This is a genomic window from Chryseobacterium culicis (assembly GCF_002979755.1).
Classification (GTDB): domain Bacteria; phylum Bacteroidota; class Bacteroidia; order Flavobacteriales; family Weeksellaceae; genus Chryseobacterium; species Chryseobacterium culicis_A.
Genome location: NZ_PCPP01000001.1, coordinates 1,318,966 through 1,334,989 on the forward strand (window position 1 = coordinate 1,318,966; position 16,024 = coordinate 1,334,989).

Genomic DNA, 16,024 nt, shown 5'->3' on the forward strand with positions numbered 1-16,024 from the left:
TTTCTTAACATGAAAATCTATTTCGGGTGAAAAATTCACATCCCCCAAAATCACTTTACAGCAATATTATGCTAAGCATTATTTATTATTTGTTTTATCAACTCCAATATAGAAGTCGATAAACGATTAACATTTTCACATAATTTTACAGATAGAATAATAAAAGTATTAATAAATTTCAAATAATACATTAATTTAATGTAAACAAAAATTCACCAATACATGAACCCATAACCCCGTAATACACTGATATACATCATAACTATTTACTTTGGCACGTGATTTGAAAGTAGTAATATTGCAATTGAAAGATTGATAAAAAAAAGTCAAATAATTAAAAATAATACAAAATGGTAACTTATATCGGTATCGTAACAGGTTTAGTAGTAATCACTTCATATTTCATGACAGTAAGAAGAGAAAGAAACTAATCTTAAAATAAAACAAGCCTATAGAATATCTATACTAATTATATTGTTTTATGTTTTTAGTCTGAGAGATCAGATTGCTCTTTTACTCATCGGGTAAAAGGGCCCAAAAACATAAACAAAAAGATCTTAGTTTCATAACAAATTTTAATATCCAAATGAATAAAGCCAGTCGCAAGTCTGGCTTTATTTTTTTTATCAGAGCGTTCTGGAAAAGTGTAAATTGTTTTTTATCACAGCTTTTCATAGATTGTTATGGAATTTTTTCTCGTGTTACTGTAAATCGCTTTGTAATGCTCATTTCTATTCATAATTTATCATTTATAATTCATCATTCATTTTACGCTGGACCAGATACTTATTATGATTCAGGATTTCTTCCGGCATTTAATAAAGCTTTATCTTTGTTTATTCAATAATCATTTATTATCATCATGAGTCTGTACAATCTTATTATCCAGGATAAAGAACAAGTAAACCTTAACGAAGTATTTCTCGATAAAAATAACAAGGAGCATCTTGTTCAACTTATCAAGGAACACAATTATATAAAAGAACTGCAGGAATATGGTCTTCCGGTTAATAATAAGATTTTGCTTCAGGGAAGTTCAGGATGTGGAAAAACAATGACTGCAAAGGCTATTGCCAATGCCTTAGGGAAAAATATTATGATCCTGAATCTGAGCAATATTGTCTCATCACGAATCGGAGAAACTTCTCAGAATATCAAAATGATATTTGATAAAGCAGCAAGAGAAAGATCAGTACTTTTTTTGGATGAACTGGATCAGATCGGGAAAGCAAGAGGCAGTGATGATAAAGATGTAGGTGAAATGAGAAGACTGGTGAATACGTTGATTCAATTAATTGATTATTATCCTGAGCATTCACTTTTACTTTGTGCTACCAATCACCCTGAGATCATTGACACAGCTCTGCTAAGGCGTTTTCAGCTAAAGATCAATTATGAAATGCCTTCTGCCGAAGTTTTGGATGTGTTCTACGATCAGTTGCTGGCACAGTTTCCTGAAGAGATGAGAACCGTTGAAAGAAAATACTCTATTTCTTTTGCCGAAGCGAAAGATTATGCATTTACCGTGGTTAAAAGTGCTTTGATAAAAAAGTTGGAAGCAAAAATAGTTGAGAATTGAGATCACTAAATTAATTGCCAAAATTATACGGATCCGTTTTTCCTGGAAACGAATTTTTTCTTTACTAAAAAATATCAATTGAGTAAGTACTGAATTAGAACCCATTTTGGAATTGAAAATTTATTAATTTTAAAACACTGGAATGAATACCAATGGACGATATTTTTTTACTCAATCAGCTAACCAAATCATTTTTTAATTTGTTTACTAATACTAATGGAAAAAAGCCGGACTTTGAAAGTATTGATGATATTTGTTTAAATGAAACAATAATAATCAAAAAAGATAAAAGTGACGAAGAAGTTTATACCCTTGACAGTTTTATTACTCCAAGAAAAAGAATTTTAACAGACGGAACACTTACTGAATTTGAGGAATATGAAGTAAATGAGGAAACAAAAATAGTTAACAATATTGCTCAACGTTTTTCTAAATACCAAAAGCGTGGATACCTTAATGGTAATTATTTTGAAGGAAATGGCACTAAATTTTTTCAGTATGTTAAGACCGCAAAAGGCTGGAAAATAAATTCAGTTATTTGGGAAGACGAAAATATTTAGAATAAGACAAAAAGGTGATTTATGAACATTATGAATGTTGTGCAGATTTAATCGTAAAAATAGTTGAAAGAAAACACCCCATCATGAAGGAAGACATTCTCCACAATCTAACCCTTATCAATAAACGGATAAAAACTGCCTGTGAACGATCCGGAAGAAACCTTAATAATGTCAAATTATTGCTTGCCACAAAAACCGTTTCTGCAGACCGCATCAAAATTGCTTTAGAAAACGGACAAACCTTAATTGCAGAAAACAAAGTCCAGGAATTGAAGGAAAAATATGAAAATCTGAAAGACATCCCTCATGAAAATCACTTTATAGGACATCTTCAGACCAATAAAATCAAAGATATTCTAAAATATAATGTAACCTGTATTCAGTCTCTGGATCGTCTGGAACTGGCCGAAAAGCTACACCAAAGGCTTCTGGCGGAAAACAAAACGATGGATATCTTTATTCAGGTGAATACTTCCAATGAAGAAAGTAAATTTGGAGTTGACCCTGCTGAAGCTATCGAACTTACCCGGAAAATTTCTGATTTTTCTACTTTAAAAATAAAAGGCTTAATGACCATTGGTCTGTTCAGTGCAGAAACTGAAAAAGTAAGATCATGCTTTAAAATCCTGAAAAAACTTCAACAGGATATTATCCTTGAAAATATTCCCGGTGTGGAAATGAAAGAGCTTTCAATGGGAATGAGCGGAGATCTGGAAACAGCCATTGAAGAAGGAGCTACCATTGTACGGGTAGGAACCGCTGTTTTTGGGGCGAGAATCTATCCGGACAGTTATTATTGGGATGAGGGTAAAGCGAATAAAAAAGCATAAAATCACATGTTTCCATTTACTTATACTTTTGAAAGAGAAATCATCGGAGATAAAACATCTGATGAGGTCATCTATACAGTACGTGATCTGTTAAGAGAGAAAAAGGTTCAAAACATTCTTTACGGGCATGGATTTGTTTCTTTCGATGAAGGTTTTCCCAGGGCAAGAAGCAATAACGATTACTTATCTTTAATTGATGAAGGAGCATTTACTTATAATGAAAAAACCAAGATACTGACTTATAAAGTAAAATTATGGAAATTGCATCTATTTGCCCTTGTATTTCTTATCATTACGATGATTTATTTTGAAGGTTTCTTTGGGAAATTACTTCCTGTTTTCGGACTTTTGATCAATCATTTATTCTCTTATTTTGGAAGTCAAGGTTTAATTGAAGAAATTGTCCATAAGCTGAATTACCTTTCATAATTCCACTCTCCTATTTATTTGTTGGTAACTAAAAGTAATCAAAATCCCTGAAACACTATGTTTTCAAAGTCTACAAATCCGGTATACTTTTTGCTGTAAATGTTTCATAACCAAATAAATGCATTTATGAATAAAAAATTACTATCGGTATGTCTGTTCATGACATTATTATTCTTTTTTTCGTGTGAAAAAGAAAACCCACAGATAAAAAGTGGAATTTCAATTGAAACCATTTCAATTATAACCTGCGTTACTATGGGCGTAGCCATTTTGCTTGCCTATAGCTTTAAAAGAAGGTAAAAAAACCGGAACTTAAACACTAAGACACCTCTCAATTTTTTGGGAGGTGATTTTGTTTTAAAATAGTAATTAAATGACTGACATCTCATTAAAATATAATAAATTTCAAAGAATTTACTTTCGCAACTAATAAACTCATGAAAAAAATACCTCTGGCAATACTTTTACCTTTACTGATTTTGAACTGTACTCACAAAAAAGAAAGTGTTCAACAGACAGGCAAAGAGAATCCCAATCTTAAAATGTCCATACCCCTTGAATATCTTGCAGATTATCCTGCAATCAAAGATTCTTCTAAATTCATCACAAATCTTCGACAGGCTTTTGATCTCCATGTTCATGAAAGTCCTGTTCATCAGGAAGATGAAAAAATAACGGTATTCAAAAAGGTAAAAATTAATGGTTCAGATCAGGATTATTATTTTATTGAATACGACTGGAAAACAGGATCTTCCGCAGAATATCCCTGGAAAAATCAACTCCTACTAACACAAGAAGGGAAGCTTGTCAAAATCTTATCAGCAGAACGGCATGAATTTGTTTCTATTTTCCCCAAACAAAATCCTTTTTTGCTGACAACACTAGTAACAGGGCATGGAAACGGAGGCCATGATATTTACAAAATAACGGCAGACTCTTTAGTAAATATCTATGAGGGAGAGGTCAGAACATATGATGCCCATGAAGACAATAAAGTATATGAACCTAATGAGTTAAAATTAAAAATAAAAGACTACAATAATGATGGCTTCAATGATATAGCTTTCACTGGAAACCTTCTTTTGATACAAGGGCAGACTCCACAAGGAGATTGGTATGATTTTGAAACTATTAATGGTAAGCAGGTTAGCTATTCTGTTGATAATCCTTTCAAAAAAATTCCTGTAGAATATATTTTTCTTTATGATCGAAAAACAGGGCATTTTAAGGAAAAAGAAAATTATGTAGAGAAATATAAGATATTTGAATAATCGAAAAACCTATCTTTGAATCAACTCATAACCACTTTCATGAAATACTTTTTTCTCACCCTCACCATTGTAATACAACTCTTATTAATCATATCGTTACAATTATTAGACAGTTTCGAAACCATCATTGGAATTTTCATTGTCTGCCTTGTCATGGGAGCTTTGATTTATTTTTCAAAATCGGTAAAAATTGTATCTCTTAAAAATCTTGGTTTTGGTCTTTTTTATGGATCATTAATTTCATTGGTGAGTGTGGTGGCATTTATGACGTGGCTTTCTTATAATTTCCCGAAATAGGTCTTGAGATTGCTTTGCTTTGTTCGCCATGACAGAAAACAAAAATCCCTCTCATTACTGAAAGGGATTTTTTATAGTTAAAAAACTGAGATTACATATAAGCTTCAATCGGCTCACAAGTACATACTAAGTTTCTGTCTCCGTAAGCTTCATCTACTCTTGATACAGAAGCGAAGAATTTGTGGTCTCTTACCCACTCTAATGGATAAGCTGCCTTTTCTCTGCTGTATGGTTTATCCCAAGAATCAGAGATTACCAATTGTTCTGTGTGAGGAGCATTTTTCAATACGTTGTTTGCAGCATCTGCTTCACCGTTGGCGATTTCATCAATTTCTTTTTTGATTGAAATTAATGCTTCTGCAAAACGGTCAATTTCAGACTTGCTTTCAGATTCTGTAGGCTCAATCATCAATGTACCAGCAACCGGGAAAGAAACGGTAGGAGCATGGAATCCATAATCCATCAATCTCTTCGCCACATCCGCTACTTCAATTCCTAAAGATTTGAACTGACGGAAATCTACGATACATTCGTGAGCTACTCTTCCGTTTTCGTTTGAATATAAGATTGGGAAATGCTCTGCTAAAATTTCTTTCAGGTAGTTGGCATTCATGATGGCGTGTCCTGTAGCCTTTTTAAGACCTTCAGTTCCTAACATTTTGATATAAGAATAAGAAATGTTAAGGATCAATCCTGAACCGTAAGGAGCAGCCGAAATACCTTCGATAGCTTCTTTAGAACCAATTCTGATATTTGCATTAGAAGGAAGGAAAGGCACTAAGTGTTTAGCAACACAAATTGGACCCACTCCAGGACCTCCACCTCCGTGAGGAATTGCAAATGTTTTGTGAAGGTTAAGGTGGCAAACGTCAGCTCCGATGTTTCCAGGACTTGTAAATCCTACCTGAGCGTTCATGTTGGCACCATCCATATATACTTGTCCTCCGTGCTCGTGGATAAGGTTGGTAATTTCTTTAATGTTAGCATCAAAGAATCCATAAGTGGAAGGATAAGTAATCATTACAGCAGATAAGTTTGCTGAATGAAGTTCTGTTTTAGCTTTAAGATCTTCGAAGTCGATTTCCCCGTTTTCAAGGTTTTTCACCACAACGATTTTCATTCCTGCCATAGCCGCAGAAGCCGGGTTTGTTCCGTGTGCAGACTGAGGGATTAATACTACATTTCTGTGGTGGTCTCCTCTTGAAATGTGATATTCTCTGATCACCATTAATCCTGCATATTCTCCCTGAGCTCCAGAGTTTGGCTGAAGAGAAGTTCCTGCAAAACCTGTAATTTCTGCTAAATCTTTCTCCAGTTCACGGATCATTTCCTGATACCCTTCAGCTTGATTTACAGGCACAAATGGATGAACTGCACCCCAGTTTTCCCATGAAAGCGGTAACATTTGAGTCGCTGCATTCAGTTTCATGGTACAAGATCCTAAAGAAATCATTGAATGAGTCAATGATAAATCTTTTCTCTCAAGACGCTTGATGTAACGCATCAATTCTGTTTCCGTGTGGTATTTGTTGAATACTGATTCCGTAAGAATTTCGTCTTTTCTTAAGTTTTCTTCAGGAATGCTGTATCCTTCTTTTATTTCTAATTTGAAAGTCTGCTTGTCTTTAAACTGAGCAAAAGAAGCCATTAGGTAGTTTAATTTCTCTAATGTAGTACTTTCGTTGATCGCAATACTTACTACTCCTTCTGTGAAATAGTTAAGGTTTAATCTGTGATCAAGCATCAGTCTTACTAATCTTGCTTTCTCCTCTTCAGCCATTGTCATTTTCACTGTATCGAAGATTGGCTCTTCTACTACCTGATATCCTAATGCCTTAAGACCGTTTTTCAAAGCGTTTGCCTTAAAGTGGATCTGATCTGCGATATAGTTTAATCCTTTCGGACCGTGATATACAGCATACATCCCCGCCATTACTGCCAAAAGAACCTGCGCTGTACAGATGTTTGAAGTCGCTTTTTCTCTTTTAATATGCTGCTCTCTTGTCTGTAACGCCATTCTTAATGCACGTCTTCCGTACATATCCTGGGAAACCCCAATGATTCTTCCCGGAATGTCTCTCTTGTAATCTTCTCTACAAGCAAAGAAAGCGGCGTGAGGACCTCCGTATCCTAATGGAATACCGAATCTCTGTGTAGTTCCTACTGCACAGTCAGCACCCATTTCTGCCGGAGACTTTAGTTTTACCAAAGCCATCGGATCACAAGCAACTGCTACCTGAAGGTCAAGTTTTTTATATTCTACGATATCTTCTGTATAATCTAAAACGATTCCGTTTTTACCAGGATATTGTAATAAAACTCCATAATAAGAACCATCAAACTGATAGGTTTTATGATCTCCAACTACCACTTCGATTTCTAGTCCTTCAGCTTTTGTCTTTAATACAGAAACTGTTTGAGGAAGTACAAGATCAGAAATGAAGAATTTATTAGCTCCTGCTTTTTTCTGGTCTTTAGATCTGTTGTTGAAGAACATGTGCATTGCTTCAGCAGCAGCAGTAGATTCATCCAATAAAGATGCATTGGCTAACGCGAAACCTGTAAGATCACATACTACAGTCTGGAAATTAAGAAGAGCTTCAAGTCTCCCCTGTGCAATTTCTGCCTGGTATGGAGTATACGCCGTATACCAGCTAGGGTTTTCAAAAATATTTCTCTGGATTGCTGAAGGTAAAAGGGTGTTGTGGTATCCAAATCCGATATAACTCGTATAATCTGTATTTTTAGATGCCAATTCTTTTGAGTGGTTCAACATTTCGTATTCAGAAAGTGGTTCCGAGATCTCAAGATCTTTCTCTAAACGGATAGAAGAAGGGATGGTTTGAGAAATTAACTCTTCAATACTAGAAACGCCAAGTTTTTCCAACATCGCCTGTTTATCGGCTTCATTAAGGGAAATGTGACGGCTCACAAACTGTTCTGTATTCATTTTTATTTATTAGATTTTGTTTGTAAAAAGATTCGTAAAATTACAATTTTTTAGACGATTGTACAAGAGCATTTCCAGGGTGCTCATTCACAAAAATATTTGTGATTTTTATCACATTCTATTTTAAATAAACTTTTAACAGGGTTTTCATAAATCCAAACAAGCACACTCTCTATTCTATGCATAATACACAATAATAACATCAGTTTTCACACAATTAAACACTTTCCACTTTATTAAAAATAATGTGAATTTTTCAACAGTCTCTTTCTATTGATTAAGTCTACCTTTAAAATAATCCATACAGTTTAATTGTATTCAAAGTATAAATTAGCGTATTATTTATGTGAATATAAGAAGCTATCAGGCATGAAAAGGGAGTCTTTTAATTGCTTTGAAAGCAGGTTCCTTCTGCTATACATCAGGTTTAAAGAATTTTATGAAAATTTATTAATTATATTTATTCTAAATTAATATATTTGCAACATGAATATGATTGTTCCATTTAAAGTTCCGCCATTGGCACCTTACTCATTCAATAACGAAGAGATGTTTTGTGAAAAGAAATCGTGTTGTAAAAAATTCAAGAAAGGGAAAAGATGTAAAAAATGTCCTGGTAGAAAGAAAATGGCATAAACTAGCTGAAGTTTCTGATCAGGATATAAACAGCAATTGCTAAGATAATAATTCCCCAAATCAGCATCATAATCTTAGGCTGACCCGATTTGTTAATTCTTGTTCTGGGTTGTGGCTTAAACATTTCTTCCACCGAGTTTTTGAATTTCTCAGAATCGTTTTCAAAAACTTCCGTGATGGTAATTCCCTGAACAACCGTTTTGTGCAAAAGAGAATTCGTTGCATGAAGCAAAAGCTGGAATTTTCCATCTTTAAATTCTGTGATCTTAAAGATCCTCTCTCCATACGGCTTTTCTAATCCGAAAGGCAATACCTTTACCACATCAGCATTGCTCGTCTGCCAGTTGATGATGATCTCCTCCCCTTTTTTCGCATGAATTTTATTCGCTGTAAAAGTTTTGATGGCAGGCGGAATATTATACCTGAAACTTCTCTGATGATTTTCTAAATTCTGATCATAGGAGCGCCTCCTGACAGGATCACTCAATGTCTCATAAGCCTCCTGAATTTCACGGAACCGGTCTGAAAAAAAATCGTCATTGTCATTTTTATCGGGATGATATTTTAAAGAAAGCTTTCGATAAGCCTTTTTGACGTCTTCTTCCGAAGCATCCTGTGATATACCGAGAAAATAGTAGTAATCTTTCATTGAGCATTACAAAAATAAGGATTTATTTTTCTTTGTGTTTGATGTTTATGGTAAAATTTTGTTGAAAGTATAGATCAAAAAGTCATTGCGAACCGAAGGTGAAGCAATCTCAATACAGCTCGTAATCTATTAGTTGGAAAACGCAGGGGCGCCAAGTTTTTTTCTGCTACCTGCATAATTTTAAGACGCAAAGATTTTATCTCCGATAAAATTGTACTTTCCTAAAAAATGAAACCTTTACCCCAACAGTCACGCTGTCATTGCGAGCCGAAGGTGAAGCAATCTCAATACAGCTCGTAATCTATAGGTTGGAAAACGCAAGGGCGCCAAGTTTTTTCTGCTATCTGAATATTTTTAAGACGCAAAGATTTTATCTCCGATAAAATTGTACTTCTCTAAAAGTAAAATGGATATTTCAACGGCACTTTTGTCATTCCGAGCATAGCGAGGAATCTCAACTTCGATTAGAGGTATTTCCCGCAGATTACGCAGATCATTTCGCAACAACTTCAATGATAACCACTAAAAGGTAATAAACTTACCAATATCTATTTACGGGAAATCCAATCCTTAGTGGGAACAATCCAATCATTGAGCGCTTTAAAAAGAAAACCATGATTCAATCCTGTGTTAAGCTCAATTTCTTTAAAATCTTTAATACCAGATCTGATAAACCTTTGTTCCTGTGATAACCGTACATGTCCGTCATCTGATTTCTCTGTAATGGAAAGAATTCTTCCGTACAACCTGAAGTTTTTATCCTTTTCCAAAGAATCATCTTTGAAACTAGCTCCGATAAATACAAACTTCAATTGCGGATTCTTCTCATAATAAGACACATACTGTGCAATATATCCTCCCTGAGAAGTTCCTACAACCGTAATCTTTCCGGCCGGAATTCCTTTTTTCATCAGGCTATCAATCTGTTTCTTTACCTTTTCAGCATAAACCGATGGATCTGTATCTGATTTCCTTTTCTCTGAAATAACAACTGTATTTTGAGCCCTTAGTTTGTTGAGTATTGTTTCATATTCTGCAACACCATATTTAGGATGTTTTTCCCCAAAAGAATGATCTTCCAAAAATTTATTATGTAAAAAGAAAATGTATTGTTTTTGTTGTGGCTTTTGCCCCAACACAATCATTGATAAAAAGAAAAATACTGTAATGAAAATATTTTTGACCCTCATCATAACCTGAAATAGCATTTAGTAATAACAAATATAGTATTAAAAAGCCTTTGTGGAAACCGTTTTATATAAAAAATTCCGGCGCGGGAAGCAGAGCTTCCCGCGCCGGAATTAAACAATTTCAATTTAGTTCTTAGGATATTATGCTTCGCAGGTATTATCCTTTTTGCAGCATCTTGAACTGAATTCTTTTTTAAATTTTCCTTTCAGTTCCTGATAGTCTTCGTCATTCATTTCTCTGATCTTATCTGCCAGTCCGAAAGGTGATTTTTCTTTGATTCCGTACTCATCAAAAATACCTTTGATGAATCTTTTTCTTTGGGCTGCTTTTTTGGCAATTAAGGCTACGCCTACAACGGCTAGTGCTCCAAGAGCTCCTTTTAATGCTGAATTTTTCATTTTTTCAAAATTTTAAATTTTACTACTTCTTATTTTTTATAGAGACGAATGAATTCTAATTTTACTTTACTACTTCTTTAAAAATTTCAAATTATTCGTTGTTTCTGTTGAAGAATCCACCTGAGCATTTATTTCTCCATACTTCTTTGAATTTCTCTCTTTCCTCAGGCGACCAGCTTTCCATTTTTTCTCTCATTTTTCTTTCCTTAAAATCTCTCATTCCCTTACCGAAATGGAAACCTCCAAAAAGAATTTTGCTTAAGATCAGTATCCCCATTGCCTGCCAGAAATTAATGGTTTTCACGCCTAAAATCTCTGGGAGAAGGCAATTCCAAAGCAGCATTACAATCCATGTAACTGCGGCTAAAATTAATGGTGGACATAACAATAAAAAAATCCAGCCCTTTTTGTGTTTATGATTCATAATTTCTTTTTCTAACTTTTTAAATCTTCGTATAGCTTTCTCAGCCTGTTTCTCAAGTGCTTCACAGCATAGTTTTTTCTACTGATGATGGTTTTGATATTTTCTCCCTGTTCATCGGCAATCTCCTGGAGGGTTTTGTCGTTCAGTTCATTTTCTACGTAAACCAGCCTTTGTTTTTCAGGAAGTTCATCAAGAGCTTCAAACAGTTTCTTCCAGATCTCATCCTGAAACATCTTCACTTCAGGGCCTGCGCTTTCATCCATCAAAAGGATATCCTTGATAGAAAAACTACCGTCTTCATCTTCATATACGAAATCTTCAAGATTTTCCGTTTTCTTTTTACGGTAACGGTCTGTAATTTTATTCGCCGTTACCCTGTACAGCCACCCACCAACATTTACGATCTCCGAAATATTCGTAAGGCTACTGAACTGATACCACACTTCCTGCAGAATATCTTCCGCATCCTCCGTGTTTTTCACTTTCGGACGAATATAAGACATCAGCTTCCCTCCGTAGCTCGAAACGGTCTGTGAGATGATACTTTCTTTATCCTTCTGTGGCATTGTTATTTTTTCGACAACCTCCATATTGCTATGACGGCTGATCTTTTGGTTTTACTTTAATAAATTTAAAATATTTTTCTTACAATTCAATTTTTCTTTTACCCATCAGCATTTTCATCTTCTCAATTATTCCCGGATTACTCATTACTCATTACTCATTGCTTATGTTTAAAGGAGCTTTTTCCCGCTATCCGCTCATACTCCTCACGCCCCACCATCCTACACTCTTACCCTCCGACTCTCCCATTCATGCTCCGGGGTAACCGCTGCTATCGGGGCTAGGATAATAAGTGATGAATGATAAAAGTTTCTATGTATATTCATTCCCACTTTCTAAACCCTTAATGTAACAATTATAATGAGATTGCTTCACCTTCGGTTCGCAATGACTTTTTCAATCGCTCACAATAACAAAAAAGAAACGGAAGGCTTTTGCCTTCCGTTTCCATTATTATAAGATTAATAGTTTATTTATTAAAGTTCTCTGCAAAGAATCCTAACATTGATTTGTAAAGTTCAATTCTGTTCTGTTCTTTTCCAAATCCGTGTCCTTCATCATATTTTACCAGATAAGGAACTTCAAAACCTTTGGCACGCATTGCTTTTACAATCTGATCAGATTCATTGATATTCACCCTTGGATCGTTCGCTCCCTGTACCACAAATAAAGGTTTCTTGATTTTATCAATCTGGAAGACAGGTGAAACTTCTTTAGCAATTTTGGCTTCTTCAGGATTGTCAAGATCATACCAGATTTGTTTTACCATTTCTTTGTAGGGTTTCCAGTATTCCGGGAAGGAAGCAAAGAAGGTAAAAATATTGGATACTCCTACATAATCTACTCCACAGGTATACAGATCCGGAGTTTTGATTAATCCCATTAAGGTTGCATATCCACCATGACTTCCTCCGTAAATGGCTACTTTATCTTTATCTACCCATCCTTGTTCAATAGCATATTTTACTCCATCTTCCACATCATCCATCGCTTTTCTTCCAATCTGTTTGTAACCAGCTTTCTGGAATGATTTCCCATAGCCTCCGGAAATTCTGAAGTTGACCTGAAGTGTGGCATAGCCTCTGCTTGCAAATAATTGTGTTTCGGGGTTAAATCCCCATCGGTCTCTGATTCCCTGAGGACCACCGTGAGGGTTAACGATTAAAGGAACTTTTTTCCCTTCCAATGCGGCTTTAGGCAGTGTAATATATCCTCGGATGGTCAATCCGTCTCTGCTTTTAAATTCAATAGGCCTCATTTCAGCCATATCTTCTTCCTTCAGCTGAGGCATCAGGTTGTAAAGAAGCTTGGTCTGTTTGGTTTTTGTGTCATATTCGTAATAAGTTCCATACAGTTTATCACTTCCTACAACCACTAAAAGTTTATCATTATTATCATCAGAAGAAACGATTCCAAATTCCTTGTCTCCAAATTGAGATTTTAATTTGTCATCTATTTCCTTATAAAATTTACTTACCGGAACTGTTTCTCCTTTGATTCCTTCATAGCTGATAAAATCCAGTTCATAGTTTCTGTTTTTACCGGCTGTACTTATTGAGCTTACATCATATACAGGATTGGAATAGATTTCTTTAATCACTGCATTTTTCTTCAGATCATACAGTACGATTCTGGCTTTATCACTATCCAGATTCGTTACGACATAGGCTTCATCTTTATTTTTAGAATTTTCATTAAACTCAATAATTCCAAAGGTATCAGACCAGTCAGCAGATTTAATCAGATTGAATTTTCCTGTCTGCAGATCTTTATAATATGTCTTTGTAGTCAGTCCGTTTTTAAGAATGTTATATCCTCTCAAAGTTCCGTCTTTATCAAAAATATAGCCGTCAATAGGACTGTTGACATCTTTATTTTCATACAGCTGAGTTATTTCTCCGGTAACGAAATTGATTTTAAAAGGTTCAAAGATCTGCTTATTGTTTTTATTCATGGTAACCACAACAAAGTCTGTATCTTTTATAGGAATAATTGACTGTACTTTTGCTCCGTCAAATGGTGTTAAATCCTTCTGATTTCCTCCATCGATATCTGTGGCATACAAATGAATATTTTCATTCCCTCCTCTATCCTGAGTGTAGTAAAGACGTTGTTTGTTCAGCCAGCCATACCCTCTTACCAGGTCATCTTTTTCTACAATAGCTTTGGTAATTTTTCCTGTTTTCAGGTCTTTTACATAGACATGATTCTTTTTATCATGATCTTTTTCTTTATAGGAAAGGAACTTCCCGTCAGGAGAGATTTTAAATGCTGAAGCTTTTGGTCTTGCAAAGTAGTCTTCCACTTTGTATTTAAAATTACCTTTGTCATAAGAAATAAGTTTCTCAAGACTGGCTTTGGAAGATGGTAAAGTAGGATCTCCCGGCAGTGCGGCAGTAGAGCTTTGTGCATTGGTCATGATGGTAGATAGTACAATAAATGCTGTACCGAAAATGTTGTGATTTAGTTTCATAACTTCTGTTTTAAGGTTAAAGTTATATAGGCACTTATTTTCAAAACAATAAAAAATAAATGCATTTATATAATAAGACACGCTATCCCTATAAAACGTTACACTATTTTAACAATTAATTTTAAAAAATATCAATTATATGAAAAAGACAGCCTCAATGACTGTCTTTATTATTTAGTGTAAGTATATTCCGAAATACCATGTCCAGATGATTAAGATAATCTGCATGGGAATTCTTTGAGTATAAAGGTATTTCATTCCCGGGCCTGTGTAATCGGCTTTAAAAATATTAATCTTTTTCCTGGAAGAATTGATATTGGCCATAAAAACCAATACATAAAAAATGATCAGTAAAATAGCAGTAATTTCACGAATAGCCGGAATCATCAATCCAATTCCTGCTGCAATTTCCAGTACTCCTGTAAAGTATACCCAAAACATTCTGGCAGGAATAACATCCGGAATCATCATCGCCATTCCTTTCTGAAATTTAAAATGGGAAAAACCTGTAAATATGATGAAAACAGCCATTCCAAGATTGCCTGAAAATATGAAATCTGGTTTTCCCTGAACCAAAAAAGTTCCCAGCAAAGCCAGAATACAGGTGATGAAAAGTATTACGAGTAGTTTCATTTTTTAGGGTATAGATGAGAGGTTATAGGTGGCAGGTAGTAGGTAGTAGGTAGCAGGGATTAGGATTCAGGATCAAAACCTCAACTTTAGACTTTAAACCTTGAACTTTGAATTTCATTATACTGATCCAAAACTTACGCCTTCTGCAAGGCTTTTTACCACCATCAGCCCTTTTGTAAATCCTGTATTCATGTGATCCTGCCATTGTTTTTCCACCTGAACTTCGGCATGAAGTTTTGTTTTCCCGCCAAAGTCGATCAGAAAGTATTTTTCAAAGCTTCCGTTCCATTCCATTACTTCTTTGCTTTGTGTATCTTCATTACCTTCTTTATCTACCATGCCCAGATGTTTAAAAACAATCTGATTAGGTTCATCCAGGCTGTCTATGGTTGAAACCATTCCTTCACCATGAGCATTCAGAAAATAGGTTTTCCCTCCTACCTTCCAGTCTGATTTCATGACAGATCCTGCACCGAAATATTTTGTCCATTCACTATAGGTTTCCGGATTCCAGAGGATGTCCCATACTTTTTGTAAAGGAGCATCAATTACTGTTTCGTATGATAAGGTTTCCATTTGTTTCATTTTTTTAGATTGGTCATTGCGAGCCAAGCGAAGCAATCTTAAAGCTCAATGATTTTTTCTTTCGTTCTAACTAAATTATTTACAGCTGATTTTCTGAAAGATGCTTAACAATCGCCATTGCTTTTGGAAATTTTTCTTCAAAAAAATCTTTAAATTCTGCGGGAGTCTGAATTTCTGTTTTCAGTAACGTTCCTTCGTCATTTTCCTCAAGAAAATAAGCTTCTGTTGCTTCTCCCCAATCTTTCGCAACTTCGATACCTTCATAAATTTCTCCCAGATGTAGAAATTTAATTTCTTCATTAGGAATGACTTTTAGTACTTTGCTGTACATTCCATTATTTTTGGGATCAAGAAATTTGATGATATTGTTTTCTTCTAAAGTTCCTTCATAAAAAGAACCATCTGTAAATGCCGTTGTCCATTGCCTATAGGTAATATCTCCCCAAAGGACACTCCATACTTTTTCAGGTTCGGCATTGATTTCTATTTCATATGATAATCGTTCCATATATTTTTAAGTTTTAGATAGTAGATAATAGGTTGCGGGTGGTTGGA

Annotated in this window: 16 protein-coding genes; 6 read left to right on the top strand and 10 right to left on the bottom strand. The window is 34.8% G+C overall.

Going from position 1 to position 16,024, the window contains the following annotated elements:
• Nucleotides 1-862: 862 nt before the first annotated feature.
• The 6 genes from CQ022_RS06105 (at nt 863) to CQ022_RS22725 (ending at nt 4,966) form a co-directional block, all read left to right on the top strand.
• Complete coding sequence (locus CQ022_RS06105; RefSeq protein WP_105681870.1) at nt 863-1,579, top strand: AAA family ATPase; 717 nt, start codon at nt 863-865, stop codon at nt 1,577-1,579.
• A 152-nt stretch (nt 1,580-1,731) separates the two neighbouring features.
• On the top strand, nt 1,732-2,139 hold the full coding sequence (locus CQ022_RS06110) for a DUF4440 domain-containing protein (RefSeq protein ID WP_105681869.1): 408 nt from the start codon (nt 1,732-1,734) through the stop codon (nt 2,137-2,139).
• Nucleotides 2,140-2,222: 83 nt separating this feature from the next.
• Nucleotides 2,223-2,969, top strand: coding sequence for a YggS family pyridoxal phosphate-dependent enzyme (locus tag CQ022_RS06115; protein WP_105682750.1), 747 nt, complete (start codon nt 2,223-2,225; stop codon nt 2,967-2,969).
• Between the two features lie 6 nt (nt 2,970-2,975).
• Entirely contained in the window at nt 2,976-3,398 is a 423-nt protein-coding gene (locus tag CQ022_RS06120) for a hypothetical protein (protein WP_105681868.1), read from the top strand.
• Nucleotides 3,399-3,835: 437 nt separating this feature from the next.
• Nucleotides 3,836-4,669: a hypothetical protein gene (locus CQ022_RS06130; protein ID WP_105681866.1), complete on the top strand. Its 834-nt coding sequence runs from the start codon at nt 3,836-3,838 to the stop codon at nt 4,667-4,669.
• A gap of 39 nt (nt 4,670-4,708) precedes the next feature.
• Complete coding sequence (locus tag CQ022_RS22725) at nt 4,709-4,966, top strand: hypothetical protein (RefSeq protein ID WP_123864394.1); 258 nt, start codon at nt 4,709-4,711, stop codon at nt 4,964-4,966.
• A gap of 91 nt (nt 4,967-5,057) precedes the next feature.
• Here the strand turns inward: CQ022_RS22725 and gcvP are convergent, their stop codons facing one another.
• The 10 genes from gcvP to CQ022_RS06180 all read right to left on the bottom strand — a co-directional run bounded on the left by gcvP (nt 5,058) and on the right by CQ022_RS06180 (nt 15,977).
• Nucleotides 5,058-7,916 carry an aminomethyl-transferring glycine dehydrogenase gene (gene gcvP, locus CQ022_RS06135; RefSeq protein WP_105681865.1) on the bottom strand — a complete coding sequence of 953 codons (2,859 nt, stop codon included), beginning with the start codon at nt 7,914-7,916 and terminating at the stop codon, nt 5,058-5,060.
• A 637-nt stretch (nt 7,917-8,553) separates the two neighbouring features.
• Nucleotides 8,554-9,201: a J domain-containing protein gene (locus CQ022_RS06140; protein WP_105681864.1), complete on the bottom strand. Its 648-nt coding sequence runs from the start codon at nt 9,199-9,201 to the stop codon at nt 8,554-8,556.
• Nucleotides 9,202-9,749: 548 nt separating this feature from the next.
• Nucleotides 9,750-10,394, bottom strand: coding sequence for an alpha/beta hydrolase (locus CQ022_RS06145; RefSeq protein WP_165791632.1), 645 nt, complete (start codon nt 10,392-10,394; stop codon nt 9,750-9,752).
• A 138-nt stretch (nt 10,395-10,532) separates the two neighbouring features.
• Nucleotides 10,533-10,790 carry a hypothetical protein gene (locus CQ022_RS06150; protein WP_105681862.1) on the bottom strand — a complete coding sequence of 86 codons (258 nt, stop codon included), beginning with the start codon at nt 10,788-10,790 and terminating at the stop codon, nt 10,533-10,535.
• Nucleotides 10,791-10,881: 91 nt separating this feature from the next.
• The gene (locus CQ022_RS06155; protein WP_105681861.1) at nt 10,882-11,214 is read right to left on the bottom strand and encodes a hypothetical protein; all 333 of its coding nucleotides are present in this window, start codon (nt 11,212-11,214) and stop codon (nt 10,882-10,884) included.
• A gap of 11 nt (nt 11,215-11,225) precedes the next feature.
• On the bottom strand, nt 11,226-11,780 hold the full coding sequence (locus tag CQ022_RS06160; protein WP_228421575.1) for an RNA polymerase sigma factor: 555 nt from the start codon (nt 11,778-11,780) through the stop codon (nt 11,226-11,228).
• A gap of 467 nt (nt 11,781-12,247) precedes the next feature.
• Nucleotides 12,248-14,251 carry a S9 family peptidase gene (locus CQ022_RS06165; protein WP_105681859.1) on the bottom strand — a complete coding sequence of 668 codons (2,004 nt, stop codon included), beginning with the start codon at nt 14,249-14,251 and terminating at the stop codon, nt 12,248-12,250.
• Nucleotides 14,252-14,425: 174 nt separating this feature from the next.
• A complete protein-coding gene (locus CQ022_RS06170; RefSeq protein ID WP_105681858.1) occupies nt 14,426-14,884 on the bottom strand; it encodes a hypothetical protein in 459 nt (152 codons plus the stop codon).
• 117 nt (nt 14,885-15,001) lie between these two features.
• Nucleotides 15,002-15,460, bottom strand: coding sequence for an SRPBCC family protein (locus CQ022_RS06175; RefSeq protein ID WP_105682749.1), 459 nt, complete (start codon nt 15,458-15,460; stop codon nt 15,002-15,004).
• Between the two features lie 88 nt (nt 15,461-15,548).
• Complete coding sequence (locus tag CQ022_RS06180) at nt 15,549-15,977, bottom strand: ATPase (protein WP_105681857.1); 429 nt, start codon at nt 15,975-15,977, stop codon at nt 15,549-15,551.
• Nucleotides 15,978-16,024: the final 47 nt, after the last annotated feature.